Source organism: Bacillus sp. TH19 (assembly GCF_016651075.1).
In the GTDB taxonomy this organism is placed as follows: Bacteria; Bacillota; Bacilli; order Bacillales; family Bacillaceae_G; genus Bacillus_A; species Bacillus_A mycoides.
On sequence record NZ_JAEKEO010000010.1, the window covers coordinates 1,245,335 to 1,265,395 of the forward strand.

The 20,061-nt window shown below is 34.3% G+C and carries 26 protein-coding genes and 1 riboswitch; of the genes, 18 read left to right on the forward strand and 8 right to left on the reverse strand.

Annotated features, from left to right (window positions below):
• Nucleotides 1–31: 31 nt before the first annotated feature.
• The gene (locus JFU54_RS24115; protein ID WP_002064579.1) at nucleotides 32–592 is read right to left on the reverse strand and encodes a cysteine hydrolase family protein; all 561 of its coding nucleotides are present in this window, start codon (nucleotides 590–592) and stop codon (nucleotides 32–34) included.
• A 182-nt stretch (nucleotides 593–774) separates the two neighbouring features.
• Here JFU54_RS24115 and JFU54_RS24120 point away from each other — a divergent pair, with 182 nt between their 5' ends.
• On the forward strand, nucleotides 775–1,035 hold the full coding sequence (locus JFU54_RS24120) for a DUF6123 family protein (protein WP_201066625.1): 261 nt from the start codon (nucleotides 775–777) through the stop codon (nucleotides 1,033–1,035).
• A gap of 2 nt (nucleotides 1,036–1,037) precedes the next feature.
• On the opposite strand, the gene JFU54_RS24125 is transcribed toward JFU54_RS24120, so the two are convergent.
• The 3 genes from JFU54_RS24125 to JFU54_RS24135 all read right to left on the reverse strand — a co-directional run bounded on the left by JFU54_RS24125 (nucleotide 1,038) and on the right by JFU54_RS24135 (nucleotide 3,286).
• Nucleotides 1,038–1,943: a DMT family transporter gene (locus JFU54_RS24125; RefSeq protein WP_201066627.1), complete on the reverse strand. Its 906-nt coding sequence runs from the start codon at nucleotides 1,941–1,943 to the stop codon at nucleotides 1,038–1,040.
• Between the two features lie 13 nt (nucleotides 1,944–1,956).
• Nucleotides 1,957–2,343 (reverse strand): reverse transcriptase-like protein, encoded by a 387-nt coding sequence (locus JFU54_RS24130; protein WP_002011911.1) that lies wholly within the window; start codon nucleotides 2,341–2,343, stop codon nucleotides 1,957–1,959.
• A 70-nt stretch (nucleotides 2,344–2,413) separates the two neighbouring features.
• A complete protein-coding gene (locus tag JFU54_RS24135) occupies nucleotides 2,414–3,286 on the reverse strand; it encodes an aldose 1-epimerase family protein (protein WP_201066629.1) in 873 nt (290 codons plus the stop codon).
• A 132-nt stretch (nucleotides 3,287–3,418) separates the two neighbouring features.
• A riboswitch (PreQ1 riboswitch) is annotated at nucleotides 3,419–3,463 on the forward strand.
• Nucleotides 3,464–3,469: 6 nt separating this feature from the next.
• Here JFU54_RS24135 and JFU54_RS24140 point away from each other — a divergent pair.
• The 3 genes from JFU54_RS24140 to JFU54_RS24150 all read left to right on the forward strand — a co-directional run bounded on the left by JFU54_RS24140 (nucleotide 3,470) and on the right by JFU54_RS24150 (nucleotide 5,074).
• Nucleotides 3,470–3,958 carry a QueT transporter family protein gene (locus JFU54_RS24140; RefSeq protein WP_002011909.1) on the forward strand — a complete coding sequence of 163 codons (489 nt, stop codon included), beginning with the start codon at nucleotides 3,470–3,472 and terminating at the stop codon, nucleotides 3,956–3,958.
• A 267-nt stretch (nucleotides 3,959–4,225) separates the two neighbouring features.
• Entirely contained in the window at nucleotides 4,226–4,885 is a 660-nt protein-coding gene (locus JFU54_RS24145) for a ribonuclease H family protein (protein WP_012260647.1), read from the forward strand.
• 12 nt (nucleotides 4,886–4,897) lie between these two features.
• Nucleotides 4,898–5,074 carry a zinc-finger domain-containing protein gene (locus JFU54_RS24150; protein WP_002011906.1) on the forward strand — a complete coding sequence of 59 codons (177 nt, stop codon included), beginning with the start codon at nucleotides 4,898–4,900 and terminating at the stop codon, nucleotides 5,072–5,074.
• Between the two features lie 33 nt (nucleotides 5,075–5,107).
• Here JFU54_RS24150 and JFU54_RS24155 read toward each other — a convergent pair whose 3' ends face one another.
• The gene (locus JFU54_RS24155) at nucleotides 5,108–5,356 is read right to left on the reverse strand and encodes a DUF2564 family protein (RefSeq protein ID WP_002011905.1); all 249 of its coding nucleotides are present in this window, start codon (nucleotides 5,354–5,356) and stop codon (nucleotides 5,108–5,110) included.
• 119 nt (nucleotides 5,357–5,475) lie between these two features.
• Entirely contained in the window at nucleotides 5,476–5,673 is a 198-nt protein-coding gene (cspB, locus tag JFU54_RS24160) for a cold shock-like protein CspB (RefSeq protein WP_002011904.1), read from the reverse strand.
• 260 nt (nucleotides 5,674–5,933) lie between these two features.
• Here cspB and JFU54_RS24165 point away from each other — a divergent pair, with 260 nt between their 5' ends.
• The 8 genes from JFU54_RS24165 (at nucleotide 5,934) to JFU54_RS24200 (ending at nucleotide 12,647) form a co-directional block, all read left to right on the forward strand.
• Nucleotides 5,934–6,662 carry a YqcI/YcgG family protein gene (locus JFU54_RS24165; RefSeq protein ID WP_002030884.1) on the forward strand — a complete coding sequence of 243 codons (729 nt, stop codon included), beginning with the start codon at nucleotides 5,934–5,936 and terminating at the stop codon, nucleotides 6,660–6,662.
• Nucleotides 6,663–6,801: 139 nt separating this feature from the next.
• Complete coding sequence (locus JFU54_RS24170) at nucleotides 6,802–7,434, forward strand: LysE family transporter (RefSeq protein WP_201067310.1); 633 nt, start codon at nucleotides 6,802–6,804, stop codon at nucleotides 7,432–7,434.
• Nucleotides 7,435–7,453: 19 nt separating this feature from the next.
• Nucleotides 7,454–7,747: a hypothetical protein gene (locus JFU54_RS24175; RefSeq protein WP_002011898.1), complete on the forward strand. Its 294-nt coding sequence runs from the start codon at nucleotides 7,454–7,456 to the stop codon at nucleotides 7,745–7,747.
• Nucleotides 7,748–7,829: 82 nt separating this feature from the next.
• Nucleotides 7,830–8,459: a sterol desaturase family protein gene (locus tag JFU54_RS24180; protein ID WP_002126527.1), complete on the forward strand. Its 630-nt coding sequence runs from the start codon at nucleotides 7,830–7,832 to the stop codon at nucleotides 8,457–8,459.
• A gap of 237 nt (nucleotides 8,460–8,696) precedes the next feature.
• Nucleotides 8,697–9,038, forward strand: a complete 342-nt coding sequence (locus JFU54_RS24185; protein WP_002141080.1) for a DUF485 domain-containing protein — start codon at nucleotides 8,697–8,699, stop codon at nucleotides 9,036–9,038.
• 2 nt (nucleotides 9,039–9,040) lie between these two features.
• The gene (locus tag JFU54_RS24190) at nucleotides 9,041–10,591 is read left to right on the forward strand and encodes a solute symporter family protein (RefSeq protein ID WP_002011892.1); all 1,551 of its coding nucleotides are present in this window, start codon (nucleotides 9,041–9,043) and stop codon (nucleotides 10,589–10,591) included.
• A gap of 347 nt (nucleotides 10,592–10,938) precedes the next feature.
• The gene (locus JFU54_RS24195; RefSeq protein ID WP_201066631.1) at nucleotides 10,939–12,288 is read left to right on the forward strand and encodes an aspartate aminotransferase family protein; all 1,350 of its coding nucleotides are present in this window, start codon (nucleotides 10,939–10,941) and stop codon (nucleotides 12,286–12,288) included.
• An 80-nt stretch (nucleotides 12,289–12,368) separates the two neighbouring features.
• Complete coding sequence (locus tag JFU54_RS24200; protein WP_201066633.1) at nucleotides 12,369–12,647, forward strand: DUF3986 family protein; 279 nt, start codon at nucleotides 12,369–12,371, stop codon at nucleotides 12,645–12,647.
• Between the two features lie 63 nt (nucleotides 12,648–12,710).
• On the opposite strand, the gene JFU54_RS24205 is transcribed toward JFU54_RS24200, so the two are convergent.
• Nucleotides 12,711–13,874: a cation:proton antiporter gene (locus tag JFU54_RS24205; protein WP_002030896.1), complete on the reverse strand. Its 1,164-nt coding sequence runs from the start codon at nucleotides 13,872–13,874 to the stop codon at nucleotides 12,711–12,713.
• Nucleotides 13,875–14,142: 268 nt separating this feature from the next.
• On the opposite strand from JFU54_RS24205, the gene JFU54_RS24210 reads away from it, so the two are divergent.
• Together JFU54_RS24210 and JFU54_RS24215 are read left to right on the forward strand one after the other, a co-directional pair.
• On the forward strand, nucleotides 14,143–14,973 hold the full coding sequence (locus JFU54_RS24210; RefSeq protein WP_201066635.1) for a MerR family transcriptional regulator: 831 nt from the start codon (nucleotides 14,143–14,145) through the stop codon (nucleotides 14,971–14,973).
• A gap of 89 nt (nucleotides 14,974–15,062) precedes the next feature.
• Nucleotides 15,063–16,442, forward strand: coding sequence for an MATE family efflux transporter (locus tag JFU54_RS24215; RefSeq protein ID WP_088039778.1), 1,380 nt, complete (start codon nucleotides 15,063–15,065; stop codon nucleotides 16,440–16,442).
• A gap of 12 nt (nucleotides 16,443–16,454) precedes the next feature.
• On the opposite strand, the gene JFU54_RS24220 is transcribed toward JFU54_RS24215, so the two are convergent.
• Nucleotides 16,455–17,120, reverse strand: a complete 666-nt coding sequence (locus JFU54_RS24220) for a DUF421 domain-containing protein (RefSeq protein WP_002126540.1) — start codon at nucleotides 17,118–17,120, stop codon at nucleotides 16,455–16,457.
• Nucleotides 17,121–17,322: 202 nt separating this feature from the next.
• Between JFU54_RS24220 and JFU54_RS24225 the strand changes: the two genes are divergently transcribed.
• From JFU54_RS24225 to JFU54_RS24240, 4 genes are all read left to right on the forward strand, one after another.
• Complete coding sequence (locus JFU54_RS24225; protein WP_306475273.1) at nucleotides 17,323–17,859, forward strand: YdcF family protein; 537 nt, start codon at nucleotides 17,323–17,325, stop codon at nucleotides 17,857–17,859.
• 146 nt (nucleotides 17,860–18,005) lie between these two features.
• A complete protein-coding gene (locus tag JFU54_RS24230; protein ID WP_002011879.1) occupies nucleotides 18,006–18,323 on the forward strand; it encodes a magnetosome magnetite crystal formation protein family in 318 nt (105 codons plus the stop codon).
• Between the two features lie 165 nt (nucleotides 18,324–18,488).
• Entirely contained in the window at nucleotides 18,489–19,223 is a 735-nt protein-coding gene (gene nfsA, locus JFU54_RS24235; protein ID WP_061688961.1) for an oxygen-insensitive NADPH nitroreductase, read from the forward strand.
• A gap of 174 nt (nucleotides 19,224–19,397) precedes the next feature.
• Nucleotides 19,398–19,826 carry a sigma factor gene (locus JFU54_RS24240; RefSeq protein ID WP_061688867.1) on the forward strand — a complete coding sequence of 143 codons (429 nt, stop codon included), beginning with the start codon at nucleotides 19,398–19,400 and terminating at the stop codon, nucleotides 19,824–19,826.
• Nucleotides 19,827–20,061: the final 235 nt, after the last annotated feature.

Genomic DNA, 20,061 nt, shown 5'->3' on the forward strand with positions numbered 1-20,061 from the left:
AGAATCCTTCTGAATGAAGGATTCTTTTTCGTTAATCACGATATTGGTCGTGAGTTGGCTGAAAGAGATCTTCCTCGATATCTCTCACCATAGAAAAATGATCAACATTATAATGACCGTGTAGAGTTTTATTATGATGACCAATAATTTGCTCTGCAGACAATACGTCAGAATCAGTTGTGGAATGACCATTTTTAATTAATGTAACGTCAAATCCTTGTACAGTAGCTGTTCTAACTGCGGTGTCAATACAATGTTCTGTTTTACATCCACCTATAACAATATGATTAATTTTTTCTTCTTTTAAAAGTTCAAGTAAAGAAGTGCCATAGAATGAGTTTGTTGCTGCTTTATTAATAAGGATTGCAGACTGAGGTACTTTAATTTGATTATGTACTTCAAATCCTACACCACTACCAGAAGCAACATCGATATCTCTTACGAAAACAATAAGGGCATTTGAATCTATTGCTTTCTGTACGGCTGTATTTAGTGTAGATAATAGCTCGGTTTTACGAAAAACTTCATTTTCTTGTTCATTTCCATCAATTAATTCTTGCTGAGCATCGATAATTAATAGTGCTTGTTTCATTCGATATCCCCTTTAATATAAAATAAATTCCACTTTACATATTCTTTTATATTGTAAGGAACTCCTCTTTTTTCTAAGAAGTAGACGACAGATTTACAAAGTTGTCAAATAAATTTCATTCTCATAGAGTATAAAAACATGTATGATAAGAAGTGGAGAATTTTTGAGTAGGTGGGAATATCATGCAAACAGTAGAAGATTATCTTTCATTCTTACATACGAAAGGATTTAAATTATCAGAGGAAGCACAAGGATTTATTATGTTCGGACAAGGATATACTGGTGCATCTAATGGGATTGTGAACGTAGCAATAGAAGCGACGATTAAACATCAATTACAGTTTGATGGCAGTTATTTTGTTGCGTTATTAGAACGCTTGAAAGAAGAAGAAATTACAGATAAAAAAAGCGCTAAGGCTTTTATGCGGAAGTTACAAGCGTAACTTCACGCAGCCCGCGCTTCTTTTTTCGTTTTGGAAGGTAGTTCAACAAAAACCATACCTAGGAAAATACATAGACATCCAATAATAGCAGAAATAGAAAGCTGTTCATTTGCTACTAGAACACCTGTTAATGCTGCAAAAACAGGCTCCATTGCGAAGATTATTGCTACTCTCGTTGGAGAAGTGTGTTTTTGTGCAGAAGTTTGAATGAAAAAGGCAATTGATGTCGCAAATAGGGAAGTTAGAAATAGAGCGAATAAAAAGGATTGATTCGTCCATAGTGAAACTGAAAATAATTTTTCCCAATCTTCAAACAAAAAAGCGCAAATAGAAGAAAATATACCGACAGCTAATACTTGAGAGGTGCTTAGTAATAAAGGTGATATTTTCTTAGAAAAGAAACCGTTAACAAGAATATGGGCAGCAAAAGCAACTGCACAACCGAGAACGAGTATATCTCCAATGTTTAATTGAAAAGAATCACCAGCCGTTAATAAGTATAAACCTGCTGTTGCGACAGCAATACCAAGTACGATGAAAATTGTAGCCCGCTGTTTTAAAAAGATAAAAGATAGGATTGGAACCATAACGATGCTAAGTCCAGTTAAGAAACCAGCTTTTGAAGAGGTTGTATAAAGTAAGCCGAATGTTTGTAATAAATAGCCAACACATAAAAAGAATCCAACCATCAATCCAGCGAGACTACTCTGTTTTATATCTTGTTTTGAAGTTTTTTGTGAGAAAATCATTTGAACGAATAATAAAATAATTCCAGCGAATAAAAAGCGAATCCCATTAAAAGTAAATGGACCAACGAAAGACATAGCATTTTGGACGACAACAAACGTAGCTCCCCAAATAAAAGAGACAAATAATAAAGCAAGAGGAGCAATCCAATCTTTTTTCACACTCATACCCCCGTTAATTTTGTAAGATAGCTTTTCTAGCTAATTCATCAGCAACTTTATTTTGACTACTTGGAATCCACTTAATAAAAAAGAGATCGAAACTTTTTATGTACTGCAGTGCTTCCTCTAATAGTGGTGCAAATATTTTATTTTTTGCGTATTCTTTTTCGACAGCTCGCTCGACAAGCTGCGAATCGGTACGAAAAGAGACAATGTTATAATTATGCTCCGTGCAATATTTTAATGCCGCAAGTAAAGCGTGGTATTCTGCTTCATGATTGGACATTGTCCCAAGGGGCAATGATAACTGTACAGCTGGTTGCACCCCTTTAATAAACACTCCTGCACCAGAAGGACCAGGATTTCCTTTTGATGCACCATCAATATATACTTCAATCAAAATGAGAAACCTCCAAATTATAAGATGATCCCCTACTTATATGTTTCTTTGAAGTAGGGGATAGAGTAACTTAGCCGATTGTAATACTATAACGACATGTAAATGTTTCATTCGTTTGTAAAGATTGAATTCCTTTTTTTTCCTTGAAATCTTTTGCCGGATTTACTTCATCAGCAATCCCGTACCAAGGTTCAATACATAAGAAAGGTGCGTTCTCGCCTGGTGTCCATACACCGACAAATGGGAATCCGTCAAATTCTACTTTTACAAATTTATTATGTTTATGAGAACGAATAGAGATTTCATCCGTATTCATATTTTCAAAAATAAGTGCATCATTTTTGAATAAATCGTATGTAAGTGGTAATTCATTCGTATTTTCAGCGATTAATTGCTTTTTACTTGAAAGATAAGGTCCTTCTAATACGCTTGTTTCTAAGCGTTCAGAACCATTAAATGATAAATGATAATCTGTAAATGATTCGCCCTCTAATAAGGGGAAGTTGAAACCAGGATGTGCTCCGATTGAGAAGAACATCTCTTTTGAAGTAGGGTTATTTACTTCATATGTTACATGAACGATTTGTCCATCTAGCTCATAAGAAACGATTAATTCGAATTCGTATGGGTATTTTTTTAATGTTTCTTCATTACTAGTAACAATATAAGTAATATTCGTTTCACTTTGTTCTTTTACAGAGAATGTAAGATCACGAGCAAAGCCGTGTTGTGTTAAAGAATATGGTTTACCATCTACGTAGTATGTATTATCTACTAATCGGCCGACAATTGGGAATAAAATTGGTGCGCGGCGCCCCCAATAAGTAGAATCGCCTTGCCATAAGTATTCAGTGTTATCTTCTTTTAAGCGAACGCTTTGTAATTCTGCACCTTTGTCAGAAATGGAAACGATCACTTTTTCATTTTGAATTGTTGCTGTCATGAAGTGAAACCTCCTAAAACTTTCATATGTTTTATTATACGTTTTCTAAAAGAAAAAAGGTAGTTAATGATAGGAATCTATTGACGAGAGAGTGTCTATTGCGTAGAATATATTCTTGTTGCTTAAAAAACGAATAACGTGGTTCGAAACCATCCCACGTAAAAAAACTAAGGAGATTTTGTCATGAATATAAGGACATTAGTCGGTAATGGTATTTTAGCGGCATTATATATTGCTGTTTCTATGCTTATTCAGCCATTTGGCTTTACCAGTGTACAGTTTCGTATTTCAGAGATGTTTAATCATCTTGTTGTATTCAATAAGAAAGCAATTTACGGGATTGTATTAGGTGTATTTTTAACGAATCTCTTTTTCTCACCTATGATCGCTTATGATTTAGTATTTGGAGTAGGGCAATCCATTCTTGCATTACTTGCAACTATTATTTCTATGCGCTTCATTAAAGGTGTTTGGGCTCGTATGATTTTTAATACAGTTATTTTTACAGTCACAATGTTTATGATTGCAATTGAACTTCATCTTGCGTTTGATCTGCCATTTTTATTGACATGGCTAACTTGTGCAGTTGGTGAATTTGTTGTAATGGCAATTGGTATGCCTGTAATGTACTGGATTAATAAGCGAGTGCAATTTGAAAGATTTATGCAATAGATGAAAGAGCTGTCCTTACTTAGGATGGCTCTTTTTGTATGTGATTAAATTGTATATAATACTGTGACTTTTGATAAAATATAATAAAATAAAGTGAAACTTTAATCAGTGGGGGACCCCACTGATTATTAGCCCGCACCAATCGGGCATTTACGGACAGTTGATCTTCCGCCTAACTTCTTTGCTTTCGTTAAATTTTAAGGTGGGAGTCTTACTGACCGTTCATGGGGGATAAATATAAGAAGTCTTATAAAAGGGGAATCTAGTATGAAATATAAAATACATTGGTTGTATAAAACGAAGCGTGGTTTACAGACTGAATTAACAACAGATTATATGAACATAGAAGAAGTACTTCAATTTGCGGAGGATTTTGAGAAAACAGGTAGGGTGAAAGAACTTTTATTTTTCGATGAAATGGACGCGGAATGGTCATTAAAAGAAATGAAAAAACTGAGTAAGCAAGTGGAGGAAGATCCGCAAGAAATTCAAGTTTATTTTGATGGTGGTTATGATGTACAGACGAAAGAAGCTGGGGTTGGTATATGTGTATACTATAAAAAAGGAAATACAAATTATCGAATTCGTCGCAATGCATACATAGAAGGCATATATGATAATAACGAAGCGGAGTATGCAGCATTATTATACGGGATGAATACACTCGGGGAATTAGGAATTAAATATGAAGCAGTTACACTTCGTGGAGATTCTCAAGTTGTACTGCAGCAATTAGCTGGTGAATGGCCTTGCTATGATGAACATTTAAATCATTACTTAGATCAAATTGAACAAAAAGCGAAGCAAATGAAATTAAAGCTTATTTGTGAACCGATATCTAGAAAACAAAATAAAGAGGCACATCAATTAGCAGCGCAAGCATTAGAAGGGACGACAATTGATAGTCATAAAGAAATAACCGAATAGAGAGGTGCACACGTGAAGAAGAAGCAACTCATTACAGAGGTAAATGACTTATTAGAAACGTATTGCGGAGGGTGTTTCCTGCAGGAACATAATCGGAAAAATCATAGTAAATACTATGCCCATTCTTTTTGTATACGGCAATGTACGGTTGGAGAGAAGTTGAAAAAGTATGGGGAGCAATTGTCATAAAAAAACATCCAGAGAATTTTCTCTGGATGTTTTTTAGTGCTTCGCTTCATGTAATTGATGCTCGCATTTACTTAATTTTTTTTCTTCATTCATTAGAAATGGCTCATCTAAATCCGTTGCAACGGATTTCATGATTTCAAGCTGAGAACGAGCCGATTCTACTGCAGTAGTGGCATGCTCTAATGTGTCTGGATCCATTGAAATTGTTGCAGAACCTACCATTTTTTGTGCAGTTTCTACACGGAATTTTACTTCTTCAAAATCATTTACATGTGACCCCATTGTTATTGCCTCCTTTGTATTTTGCGCATTTCACATAGTTTTTGCTCTGGAAAACGGAAATATACAAAGGAATAACAAAGGAGGTTACCAAGTAAGGTAACCTCCTGTCATAAGTGGGATTAAAGTTTTGCCACGTTAGCAGCTTGAGGTCCACGGTTTCCTTCAGTAATGTCGAAAGATACTTCTTGACCTTCCTCTAAAGCTTTGTAGCCGTCGCTTTGAATAGCAGAGAAATGTACGAATACATCTTCAGAGCCTTCCATTTCGATAAATCCAAAACCTTTTTCATTGTTAAACCATTTTACTTTTCCTTGCATGTCACAATTCCTCCTAAAAACGATTCCTTTTTTCATTTAGTGAAATTCATTAAAAAATAATAAAAATAAAAAATGCTATATTCTCGAATATTCTGCTAAATGATTAATTTAAATATACATGAATTGGTAGAATTTAGTCAAGTAAGCGTTTTTAAAATTTTGTATTTTGAATTAATTTTTTCTTGAATTTTTAAAAAGGTATAGGACAAGCCGAGTATGTAATATTCTTAAGTGAATGCTGTACATAATGAGGTGAAAGAATGGATGAGTCTTATTTATTAGATAATGAAGGGATGAAAAATAGAGTCGATATACCGAATTGGGTTGCAAAAGAATTTCATGATTTTTCGAGTGTCGTGTTAGAACCAACCTTCCCGTGTTATTTCGGTTTAACAGCTTTGAAGAAGAATGAACTTCGTTATTCATTTCTCTCTCATAATGATTGGAGTCATTTGCCCAATACAATGTTAACTTTTTTGGAGCTAATGAAAGAGCGGCCGATTGTAAGAAGAGGATTTTTTCTTTTTGTGGAACCGGAATGTGAAGAAAAATCAATCGAATATTATCGAGATTATTTTTGGAAAGTACTACAATATTTGCATGAACAAGATAATCAATTATGGCCAAAGCAAATCCCGAAAAATCCAGACCATCATTTATGGGAATTTTCATTTGGTGGTGAACCAATATTTGCATTTGGGAATGCGCCAGCTTATAAACAGCGAAAGACTAGGCATTTAGGAAATTCTCTCGTTATTGGATTCCAGCCACGAACTATTTTCGATGGATTAGAAGGAGATCGTCCTAAAGGGTCGTATTCAAGACAAATGGTCCGTGAACGAGTTGAAAAGTGGGATCAGTTGCCGAAGCACCCTAACATTAGTCACTACGGCGATCCTAATCATCGTGAATGGAAACAATATTTCATAGGGGATGATATTGAGCCGATTAAAGGTAAATGTCCTTTTCATCATAGGGTAGAGAAATAAGAGCCATCAACTGGATGGCTCTTTTGCATATTTTGGATAAAAAAGGGTATTGTATTAGTGAATAATTTTTATGAAAGCTAGTCTATTTTCTTTATTTGCATCATTACTTAATAGTAAAAGAAGTAGAAAGGATAGAGTGATGTTTGGAGCAATTATACAACAAATAGTATTAGGTATTTCATTAGCTGCACCTGTAGGTCCGATTAATATTGAAATGTTAAAACGAGGAATTGAACGTGGATTTTGGCATGCGTGGATTGTTGGAATCGGAGGAATGACTGCTGATATTTTGTTTATGCTGCTTATTTATTTTGGTTTATCTTCTGTGTTTATGTATACATATGTACAAGCTTTTATGTATTGCGCTGGTTTTTTCTTGTTGTTTTATTTAGGGTTTCAAAGTGTAAAACAAGGAATTTTTCACTCTAATATGGAATATAAACAAGAAGAGATAGGTGGACTTAAACAATCTTTTATGGCAGGATTTCTAATTGCGATATCCAATCCATTAAATCTCGTTTTTTGGTTTGGTATATATGGAAGTACACTTAGCTCGTTGCTTACAAAGGTAACGAAACAAGAAGCTTTTTTGTACAGTCTTTGTATTATTGTTGGTATTATTTTGTGGAATTTAAATATTGCTTTTTCTGTACATTTTGGAAGAACTTTATTAAAGAAAAAAGCACTTGGCTATATTACAGCCGGAGCAGGTATTATTTTAGTAGGATATTCTATCCATTTTGCATACAAAGCTTTACAGTTGTTCATATAAGATTGAAGGGGAGATTTTTATGTATCGAACCACTATTGACGGAAAAGAAATTATCATCACTTTAGCACCAAAAATCCGAAAAGAAATTACTGATAGGAATCCACTATATGAAGCGGTATTTAAAAATGCAGCAAGGTTACTGCAAACGAAACAACCAACGTTTGCGGTAAATCATGAAGTATTTGGTCTCATTATTGGAGAAGTACAAAGAGGAGAAGTAACAGTGTTTGCAGTAGAACACATTATTCCGAAGCAAAATATATTTGGTCCGAACACTTTTTTCTCGACAATAGAACAGCAGGCAAATTTGTAAAGTGAATAGAATAAGAATGAAATAGAAAAAAATGGTCGTAACGATATGTTGCGGCTGTTTTTGTGGAAAAGGGGGAAGTAAGATGAAGAGAGTGGTGAAAGAGTTTTTTTTACAACATGATATTGTTATTATGTATAGTGTTCTATTAATTTTTATTATTATTTTAAAAATGCAATTTTTTACATGGATTGGTATGTTAGCGTGTATGTTTGGGATTGTTTTTTATACGTTTAACGAATATATGACACACCGTTTTTTATTCCATTTAAAGCCGCCTAAAAACGCATTTTTATTAAAAATGTTAAGAAGATTACATTATGATCATCACGTATATCCAGATGATTTAAAACTTTTATTTTTGCCTGTATGGTTTAGTATACCTAGCTTTACTATATATTTACTTATAACGTATGGTATTACAAAAAGTGTTACTGTTACACTTTCATTCGGAATCGGAATGATTATCATGCTCCTCGTTTATGAATGGAAACATTATATTGCACATAAACCGATTCGTCCCTTCACTAAGTTTGGAAGATGGCTAAAAAAACAGCACATATTACACCATTATAAAAATGAAAAGTTTTGGTTCGGAGTTTCAAATCCAGTATTCGATTTTATATTTAGAACACTTAAAGATGGAAAAGACGTTGAATTAAGTGAAACAGCTCGTAATTTAGAAAAGGAGACAAAGAAAGAAGTAGTGCGATAAGCACTACTTCTTTCTTCTATTTTAATGGGAATAAAAGTTTAATCGAATCAATCAAATTTTATGTTAAAAAAGTATATTGAAAATTTAGGAGAAAATGACGAAAAATGTCTATCGAAAAATCTTTGCAGGAATGTATGGATTGTCTAAAATGGAAATAAGTTTCTGAATATTTATAAAATTTAGTATTTATGTATGCAAGGAGGAATTGTATTTTAAGTTAAGAGAGGGGACCAGAGAATGAAACGAGATGATACGTCAGCACGTAAGTTACAAAATGAGGTGAACTATACAGAAGTTGTTCAGTCTGAAGAGTTTCAATTGTTATTAAATACGAAAAAGAAGTTTATCATTCCGATGAGTATTTTCTTTTTAAGTTTTTTTATAGCACTACCTATTTTAACATCGTATTCAAAGGTGCTTAATACACCGGCGTTTGGTGATGTGACATGGGCATGGGTATTTGCTTTTGCGCAATTTATTATGACATGGTCATTATGTATGATTTACAGTAAGAAAGCCGAATCCTTTGATGAAATTTCGCAAAAAATTCTGCAAGATATGCAAAAAGGGAGGGGCTGAATTTGAATACTACTGCGTTTGCACTATTTTTAATTATTGTCCTTGGTACGCTCGTCATAACCTATTTTGCATCAAAAAAAACGAAAAATGCGAGTGAATTTTATACGGCTGGAGGGGGATTAACTGGCTGGCAAAATGGTCTGGCTATTGCTGGGGATTACATGTCTGCTGCGTCATTTCTTGGTATAGCCGGAGCGATAGCGTTAACTGGGTTTGATGGGTTCTTTTATAGTATCGGCTTTTTAGTTGCTTATTTAGTTGTTCTATATCTTGTCGCAGAACCGCTTAGAAATTTAGGGAAGTACACGTTAGCGGATATGATTGCGGCACGTTTTGATGCGAAAAAAGTTCGTGGTATAGCAGCGCTTAATACGATGACGATTTCAATTTTTTATATGATTGCACAATTAGTTGGTGCGGGTGCACTTATTAAACTATTATTAGGTATTGAATATACAACATCTGTATTAATCGTAGGTACACTTATGACTGTGTATGTTATTTTTGGAGGAATGACAGCTACGAGCTGGGTTCAAATTGTAAAGGCTGTACTACTTATGGCAGGGACATTTATTATTTCTGTTATCGTTTTCTCCAAATTTAATTTCAGTGTGACTGAAATGTTCGCTCACATGAAAACAGCTACTCCATTAAAAGATTCGTTTTTAAATCCAGGAGTAAAGTATAAGGATGGTCTAGATACACTTTCTTTAAATTTAGGACTAGTCCTTGGTACAGCGGGATTACCACATATTCTTGTCCGCTTTTTTACAGTACGTGATGCAAAAACTGCACGTCAATCTGTTGTATATGCGACGTGGTTAATTGGCGCGTTTTATATTATGACAATTTTCTTAGGGTTTGGGGCAGCAGCGTTTGTAGGAAATGAGGCGATTATTAAAGCAAACCCTGCTGGTAATATGGCAGCACCTTTATTAGCAAAAGCATTAGGCGGAGATTTCTTATTTGCTTTCGTATCAGCAATTGCTTTTGCAACTATTTTAGCTGTAGTAGCAGGACTTGTGTTAACAGCAGCATCAGCATTCGCGCATGATTTTTATAATGAGATTATCCGTAAAGGAAAATCAACGGAAAAAGAGCAAGTGTCAATGGCTCGTTATGCGTCTATTGGAGTAGCGATAGTATCTATTATACTTGCTTTATTTGCTCAGACATTAAACGTAGCATTTTTAGTATCACTAGCATTTGCGGTTGCAGCGAGTGCAAATTTACCGGTTATATTATTTACAATCTATTGGAAGCGTTTTAATACAACAGGAGCAATTTCTGGTATGATTGTTGGTCTTGTATCAGCGATTGTTCTTGTAGCGTTAAGTCCAAATGTTTGGAACCCAGTAGCTGGAAAAGCTATTTTTGTTGGAGAAGCGATATTCCCATATACGACACCTGGAATTATTTCGATCCCGCTCGGGTTTCTTGCAGCATATTTAGGAACTGTTTTCTCTAGTAAGAAAGAAGATGCAGCGAAATTTGATGAAATTCTTGTGAAATCTAATACTGGTCATGGTATTAGTGATGCATCTTCGCATTAAAAAAAGAGGAGCTTTTCGAAATATAAGAAAAGCTCCTCTTTCTTTTGACATTTTCTTATAAAGTGAAACTTTAATCAGTGTGGGGGATTGTTCATCCACCCACACTGATTATTAGCCTTCACCAATCGGGCGTTTATGGGCAGTTAATCTCCCACCTAATTTCTTTGCTCCAGCTGAATTTTGGGGTGGGAGTTTTACTGCCCGTTAATGCGGGATAAATATTACTTTAATTTTGGTAGGATTTGTCTTGTATTTGTGGAATGAAAATAGGCAGGGAGAAATTTAACTCATCATGGCACCAGCGCAGCTTTGTGAAAAATAAGTTGTTATGGAAGGTGGAAGAAATGATGAAGACAAAACAAACCGATGAATTATTAGCAAAAGATGAGCAATATGTTTGGCACGGAATGCGTCCCTTTAGTCCAAGTAGTACAATGGTAGGGGCAAAAGCAGAAGGGTGCTGGGTTGAAGATATACACGGAAAAAGATACTTAGATGGTATGAGTGGTCTTTGGTGTGTAAATAGCGGATATGGAAGAAAAGAGCTTGCAGAGGCAGCTTATAAGCAATTGCAAACATTATCATATTTTCCGATGTCACAATCACATGAACCAGCAATTAAGCTCGCTGAAAAGTTAAACGAGTGGCTTGGTGGAGAGTATGTTATTTTCTTCTCTAATAGTGGATCAGAAGCGAATGAAACCGCTTTTAAAATAGCAAGACAATATTATGCTCAAAAAGGTGAACCGCATCGTTACAAATTTATGTCACGTTATCGTGGTTATCACGGAAACACAATGGCGACGATGGCAGCGACTGGACAAGCACAGCGTAGATACCAATATGAGCCATTTGCTTCAGGTTTTTTACATGTAACGCCTCCAGATTGTTACCGCATGCCAGAAATGGAATCACAAAATATTTATGATGTAGAATGCGTAAAAGAAGTAGATCGTGTTATGACATGGGAATTAAGTGAAACGATAGCAGCATTTATTATGGAGCCAATTATTACAGGCGGAGGTATTTTAATGCCGCCACAAGACTATATGAAAGCTGTTCATGAAACGTGTCAAAAACACGGAGCACTACTTATAAGTGATGAAGTTATTTGTGGTTTCGGGCGTACAGGAAAAGCATTTGGGTTTATGAACTATGACGTTAAGCCTGATATCGTTACGATGGCAAAAGGTATTACGAGCGCATACTTACCATTATCAGCAACAGCTGTAAAAAAAGAAATTTATGAGGCATTTAAAGGAACAGGAGAATATGAATTCTTCCGCCATATTAATACATTTGGTGGAAATCCAGCGGCTTGTGCATTAGCGCTTAAAAACTTAGAGATTATGGAAAATGAAAATTTAATTGAGCGCTCTGCACAAATGGGTTCGCTTTTATTAAATCAATTAAAAGAAGAAATCGGAGAACATCCACTTGTTGGTAATATTAGAGGGAAAGGGCTATTAGTTGGAATCGAACTAGTAAATGATAAAGCGACGAAAGAACCAATTGATAATGACAAAATTGCAAGTGTTGTAAATGCTTGTAAAGAAAAAGGGCTCATTATTGGGCGTAACGGTATGACAACAGCAGGATATAATAATGTCTTAACATTGGCACCGCCGCTCGTTATATCAAGTGAAGAAATTGCTTTCGTTGTTGGTACGTTGAAGACGGCGATGGAGCGTATTTAATTAATTGAGCGAGCTGTAATATACAGCTCGCTTTTGTTTATTACGTGAAATAGGATAGCTTTTTAAAGGAAGGGATATTAATGGAGAAATATGACCCTAGTAAACATTATCACATCGGATATTATGAAGATGGATATGATTTAGAAGTGACAGCGTATAAAAGAATAAATAAACCAATTTGGGATGCCTATATTCCACACTATGAGGTAGATGATTTTTACAAAAAAGTGGAGGAAATGAAGCTAGGTGAATATATAGATGATTATGGCATTAAGGTGTATTCGTTTAGTAATGATATCGATGATGAAGAAGCACGAACTATGTTTGAAAACTGGTTAAAAATGAATGGAATTGTTTAAAGATAAAATGAAAAAGGAGATTGCTATCTTATAAGATAGCAATCTCCTTTTATTATAGTAAACTTATTTACTTGCTTTCATTGCTTTATCTTTTGCACCAAAAGTGTATTTTAACATTGGTGGTGTAATCATCGTTGTTAAAATAACTACGATAACGATTGCTGTAAAGTAATCTTGTGCTAATAGGCCAGAAGAAAGTCCTGTTCCTGCGATGATAAGTGCAACTTCACCACGAGAAACCATACCAGCACCGATAATTGCAGAAGACTTTGCATCAAATCCAGTCATTCGTGCACCGAATCCACAACCGATTAGTTTTGTGAATACAGCGATAACTGTTAATGCTAAGATGAACCAAATTTGATCGCCAATACCGTCAAATGTAATATTCATACCGATACTAACAAAGAATACTGGAACGAACATAGCGTAAGCAATTGGTTCTACTTTCTTTTCTACTTCATGTTTGTAGTTCGTTTGAGAAATAGCGATACCAGCTGCGAAAGCACCGATAATACCAGCAATTCCTAATAGTTCGCCGAAGTATGCGAATGAGAAACAGATGATAAGCGCAGCACTAACGATAGACTCAGATACGCGAAGCGGTGATAACCAACGCATGATTGCTGGAACACCCTTCCAACCAATTAAAATGATAGAAGCAAAGAATACTACTTTCTTCAAGATAATCATTGTTAAGTTAACGTCATCTGTGCCTAAGAAGCTCATTGCAAATGCTAATAAAATAACAACAAGAATGTCATCAAATACAGCGGCTCCAAGCATCGTCGTACTTTCACGTGTTTTCATTTTACCTAAATCACGAAGTGTTTGAACGGAAATACTAACACTTGTTGCACATAGAAGTAATCCTAAAAAGACAGCATTCCCTTGTTCCATACCGACAACAAGACCGGCAACGTAACCACCTACGAATGGAAGAACGATACCTCCAAGTGCAACAGCTAAAGAAGAATTACGATTTGCGTTTAATTCTTCTAAGTCTGTTTCAAGGCCTGCCATAAACATTAAAAGAATAACTCCGACATTACTTAATTGTGTTAGAAGCTCTGAATTTTCAATCCATCCGAATATAGCTGGACCGATAACGATACCAACAATTAATTTACCGAGTACAGAAGGTTGACCTAATCTAACACTAAGGTCACCAGCGAGCTTTGTACTTAATAAAATAAGTGCAATCTGAAAGAAAAATTCGAATTCCATTTGATCCTCTCCTCATCATTTTTTATTTTTATCATACGATTTCTCGGAATTTGCCTAATGATAATATGTAAAAATCCATTAAACAAAGGGTCTGATTACGAGTTCTTTTGAACTTGTAATTTGAACCTGTAATTAATATATAATAAAATTTATTAAAAATCAATGAAAAAATAGCAGATTTTCATGAGAGGATTCGTTTTAGAAACGGGGGATATAGATATATAATAGGAAGTAATAAAGTTTACATATAATGAATGGAGAAAGAAAAATGTTATTAAATCAACGTTTTACAATTGGGGAAATGGCGAAAATGCATAATATAGCGGAATCTACATTACGTTATTATGATGAAAAAGGGATTTTTCATCCGTCAATTGTTGACCCTCAAACGAATTATCGTTATTACACAATTGATCAGTTTTCACTATTAGATACGATTAAATTTTTACGCCAATTGAACATCCCGTTAAAGGAAATAAAGAAATATATTGATGAACGAAATCCATCTTATGCGCTGAATTTACTTGAAAAACAACAAGAAATGATGCTGAAAAAACAAAGAGAAATCGAGTATGCTTTGGCAAAAATGGAACATAAAATCCATTTAATGAAGAAAGCGACGAAATCTGAAGCAAATCAAATTATTTATAAAAAGATACCGAAACGAAAAATTACAGCAATTGCAGTTGCACCAAATACAACGGATGATATGTTTGAATATTATATCCATTCGTTGCAAAAAAATATGAAGCAAATTGATAATAGTTTATTTTCTGGAGATATCGGTGTAACAGTTTCCAAAAAAGCATTACTTCAAAATGAGTTTCAAGCATATAACAGTGTGTTTATTTTATTGGATTACATGCCTTTTGAAGCGCATACTTCAGATGAAATAAAAGAAGGGATATTTGCCTGTTCTTATCACCATGGACCATATGAAGAAACAGACGCAACGTATACGGAATTATTAAAGCACATTGATAACGAAGGATATGAAGTGTGCGGAGATGCACTGGAACTTGCATTAATTGATTGGTCCGTAACAGAAAATCCGAAGGAGCAAGTAACGGAAATTCAAATACCTGTTGTTAAAAAATAGGCTTATATATTTTTCGATTCTCTATTGACCTTCAAGTAACTTGAAGGTTTAAACTGTGAACAGAGCATTGAAAAAGGAGCATTTATATGATGGAAACAACAGAAAAATTAAGAGAAAAACCAATTAAAAGTTTATTTATTACGTATTTAATACCAGCTGTTCTTGGGATGGTATTAATGTCGGTTAATATTGTGATTGATGCAGTCATGATTAGTAGAGGAGTTGGAGCGAACGGTTTAGCCGGAGTAAACGTAGCTATTCCAGCCTTTTCAATTTTCTTCTCTATTTCATTATGGATTGGAATGGGCGGAGCAACGCTATATTCCATTGCACTAGGTGAAAATAAACTGGAAAGAGCAAGGTCTATCTTTACTCAATCTATGACAGTAGCAGTTGTTATCGTTGGCGTTTTAGCGGCTATTTGCTTATGGAGAATAGAAGATTTAGCATATTTATTTGGTGCGAATGAAGTGATTTTACCATACGCATTAGACTATTTACAGGTGTTATTAACATTTGGAATGATATACGTTTTAGAAAATATTTTAAGTACATTTATACGAAATGACGGAAATCCTAATTTAGCAATGGCAGGTCTTGTTGTAACGGCTGTATTAAATATAGTGTTCGACTATATTTTTATTTTCATCTTTGGATGGGGTGTAACTGGTGCTGCTTCAGCTACTATTCTTTCGGCGGCAATTGGTTTCCTTGTATTATTAACTCACTTCTTTAGAAAAAGTAGTATTTTAAAATGGACGAAATTCCATTTTGAATGGGATACGGTTAAACAAATTATGGTGATCGGTTTCCCAAGCTTTACAGCAGAAAGTACAGTTGCAATCGTAACAATCGGTTTTAACATTGCATTCGTTCAATATGCAGGAGAACTAGGTGTAGCTTCTTATGCGATGGTGAATAGTATTCATGCAATGACATTACTATTATTCTTCGGTGTTGGTGCAGCATTACAACCAATCGCTAGTTTCCATTACGGTGCAAACTTATCAGAAAGATTGCGTGAAGGATTACAGTTTGCTGTGAAAATTGCGCTTGTACTCGGAGGCATTGCGATTGTTGTCGGTTTATTCTTCGGGAAATATATTATAGGTTTATTTAATGTTCAATCGCCAGAACTATTGGAGTTAACGTTAACAGGTATTAGTTTATTCTTTATTCAATATGTATTTTTAGGCTATAACATTGTGTATGGAGAGTATTTCCAATCAGTGCGACAAACGAAAAAATCAGTACTTATAATAATGAGCCGAGGTTTACTATTTGTTATCCCATTGTTATGGATTATGCCAAAAGTATTTGGTATAAACGGAATTTGGCTCGTTATGCCAGTAGCGGAAGTATTGACAGCAATTATCGTATTTACGATGAATCGTATGAAACATCCTGTTCCGTTAAACATGGCGAGAGAGAAAAGCAATATAGTGAAGAAAATCCCCTTGAACAAGTAAGGGGATTTTTTTTCATTCTTTTAAACTAATTGCAAAAGATCCATCTGTCTCCTGCACAGAAGCGAAAGCCACATTTTTAATATTTGTAACGCCTTTCTCCATTAACTCTGCATGTAACCACTTTTCATTTTTATGGATTAATTTTAAGTTATCGTATTGAATTTGTGAATCAACGATAAGAGCAATTGGTAAGCCTGCATACTTAACATTTATATTCAAATCTTTTGGAGTGAGAGGCACAAGTTCTCTTTTTGGTAAAATACTAATAGCTCCATTCGCTTCTAATATCGCATACTCAATTTCATGAACACTTGGATATCCTGCGACGCGAAGGTTAGAAAGCAATTCAGGGATCGGATATCTACTTTTTTGTAAGTTCTCAAAAATAATATCACCATGTTTAATTAAAATAATGGGGTGTCCGAGAATAAAACGATTTAGTTTGTTGAGTAGGCTTAATTTTGTAAGAAGCAAATGCAAACATGTAATAACGACCATACCGAGAAATGCTTGTAAAGCACCAGCGACTGGTATGGCTTGAAAAGCTAAATAAGATAAAAAGATAATAGCCCCAAAATCATGAGGAGTTAGTTGTGCTAATGCAGATTTACCAAGTAGCTTAAGTGATAGTAAAAATAAGATGAAAAAGAATGATACGTTACATAAAAAGAGAAGCAATAGGGACACTCCTTCGTGCGAAGTTGTACTTACTATTCCCGAAATTAATAGAAATATTACCTTTTGGAGGATAAATTAGGCTTAATTGGAATTTGTCTGTGTACAAACGAATAAATGGATATTATGATGAAGGAAGTAAAGGGAATAGGGGTATATGGATATGAGAAAGAAGAAAATAATCAAGTATATTTTAGTTGTTATAATGATTTGCGCCGTATATGCGGGGTTTTTACAATATAACATTTATAAGCATGGGCATATGAATGCAATTGATGATGCGGATTATATAATTGTACTAGGATCGAAAGTAAATGGAACAAAACCTTCGTATTCATTGCAATATCGTATTGATAAAGCAGCTGAGTATTTAAAATTACATGATAAAACAATTGCTATTGTATCTGGAGGCCAAGGAAAAGGTGAAGATATTACAGAAGCATTAGCGATGAAACAAGGATTAATGAAACAAAATATTGCAGAAGACCGCATTATAATGGAAGATAAGTCGACGAGCACAGATGAAAATATTAAATTCTCAAAACCGTTAATTCCAGCCAATATGAAAAAAGGTATGATCGTAACAAACGATTTCCATATGTTTAGAGCGAAAAAAATAGCTGCAAAACAAGGTTTGCAATTAGAAGGGCTTCCGGCCAAAACACCGAAGCCAATTATCATTCCATCGAATGTACGAGAATATTTAGCGATTACGCAATATTGGTTTATGAATCGAATATAGTTAAAGTAATCCCGCCCGAAATTTGTGGCGGGATTTATTTCGAGGAAAATCTTACAAAAATGTCATGTTCATGAAAGGTAAAGCGATAGTTTCTGGAAAGGTTTCCTGACATAATGAAGGTAACAAAAACTTTAGAGGTGATTCGGTTGAAAGGAAATAATATTTTATCTTCGCTTTGTTACTTTAGTATCTTTTTTGCACCATTTTTACTACCAATTATCGTGTACTTCGTTGCGGAAGATGAAGTGAAATATCATGCGAAAAAAGCATTTTGGTCACATGTTTTCCCATATGCAATTTTATTTGGAGGGTTAGCTTTATCAGGAGTATACGGTTTAAGTTTCAATCAGTCTGAGAGCGTTGGAATTGGGATGGTTATAACGTATGCAGTGTTTATTCTTGTAGGGATTTACTACTTCATTTGGAATATTGTTAAAGGTATTAAAGTATTGAAAGCAGCTTAACGTTGTCGTTATGTGTGTAAAGTCGATATAATTTCATTTACCATATTAATATGTATTTAAAAAAGAGCAACTCATAAAGGAGTGCTCTTTTTTTGCTTATAAGTTGTGAATAATGAAAAAGATATGTTAATTTTTTATTATGAAGAGAAAAAAGGAGTGGTTTTTATGAATGAGATGATACATAAAATGGAGCAACACGTTTCAGTTCGTAAATATAAAGAAGAACCAATTTCAAAAGAGATAGTAGAAAGACTGGTGCAAGCTGCGCAGCATGCAGCTTCCTCACATTTTGTACAGGCGTATTCTCTTATATATGTAACAGATCAGGAACTAAAGGCTAAACTAGCTGAATTATCCGGGAATCGTCATGTGAAAGACTGCGCAGCATTCTTTGTATGCTGTGCGGATTTAAAACGTCTAGAAACTGCATGTGAGAAACATGGAACAGAAATTAAACATGAGGGAGTAGAGGACTTTATTGTAGCAACAGTAGATGCCTCATTATTTGCACAAAACTTAGCACTTGCAGCTGAATCATTAGGATACGGCATTTGTTATATTGGCGGAATTCGTAATAACCCGAAAGAAGTGAGTGAATTGCTTCATTTACCGGATAAAGTATATCCGGTATTCGGAATGACAGTGGGCGTACCAAATGAAGATCATGGAGTTAAGCCACGTTTACCGGTAGCGGCCATTCTTCATGAAAATGGATACGATGAAAAGAAATATGATGAATTATTAAACGAATATGATGAAACGATGAGTGCGTATTACAAAGAAAGATCGTCAAATCAAAAAAACGTAACATGGACGGAATCAATGAGCTCATTTATGTCCAAAGAGAAAAGACTGCATATGAAAGAGTTTTTAAATGAAAAAGGATTAAATAAGAAATAAGTAAAAAGGCAAACCTGGAATGCGGGTTTGTCTTTTTTAGAGGAGAAATGTATTTTTTTGCTATCATATACATAGAAATAAAAATTAATAAATTTTTACAAAAGTGATAGAAAATGAGAATGAAATGCCAATAGTAAGTAAAAGCAGCTGCTAAAGGGGAACTGAGGAAGGAAGATGTTTATGATTTTTGATTCTGAAGAGGATTTAATTATAGCTATGAAAAAACGTGATCAAGATGCTTTGAAAGAAGTCATTGATCAATATGGAAAATTAGTTTTATACATTATTCATAAATCATTAAGTACCCCTATTGAGAAACAATATGTAGATGATTGTTATAACGATGTATTTACTGTCATTTGGTTTAATATCGACCAATTTGATATAGAAAAGGGAAACTTAAAATCTTGGATGATGGGTATTACTAAATTAAAGGCATTGGAATATAAAAAGAAAGTATATAGAGAGAACAAAATGGATAAAGACGTAGAAATAGATAAAGGTATCCATGATAGCTATGAAATAGAACAAGAAGAAGAGATTATGGAAATAGTGCAAGATTTAAATAAAAAGGGTTTTTCTTATTTTTTAATATATTCGTGATAGTAAGTGCAGGTCTTTGCTTTATAAAATATTTAATGTAAAAAGCGGCATAATAGCCGCTTTTTATCGTTTTATTTAGTATTCGATTTAAAATATTTGTCTTATGAAAGAACGATTATTGCTAATTGTAAACTGCCAATAAAGTTATTTAAGTTTTGATATAGAATGCCCCATCGCACTTGAAAATGCAGCAATAATTTCGTTTGAACCTATCTATTATTGTCCACTATCTAAA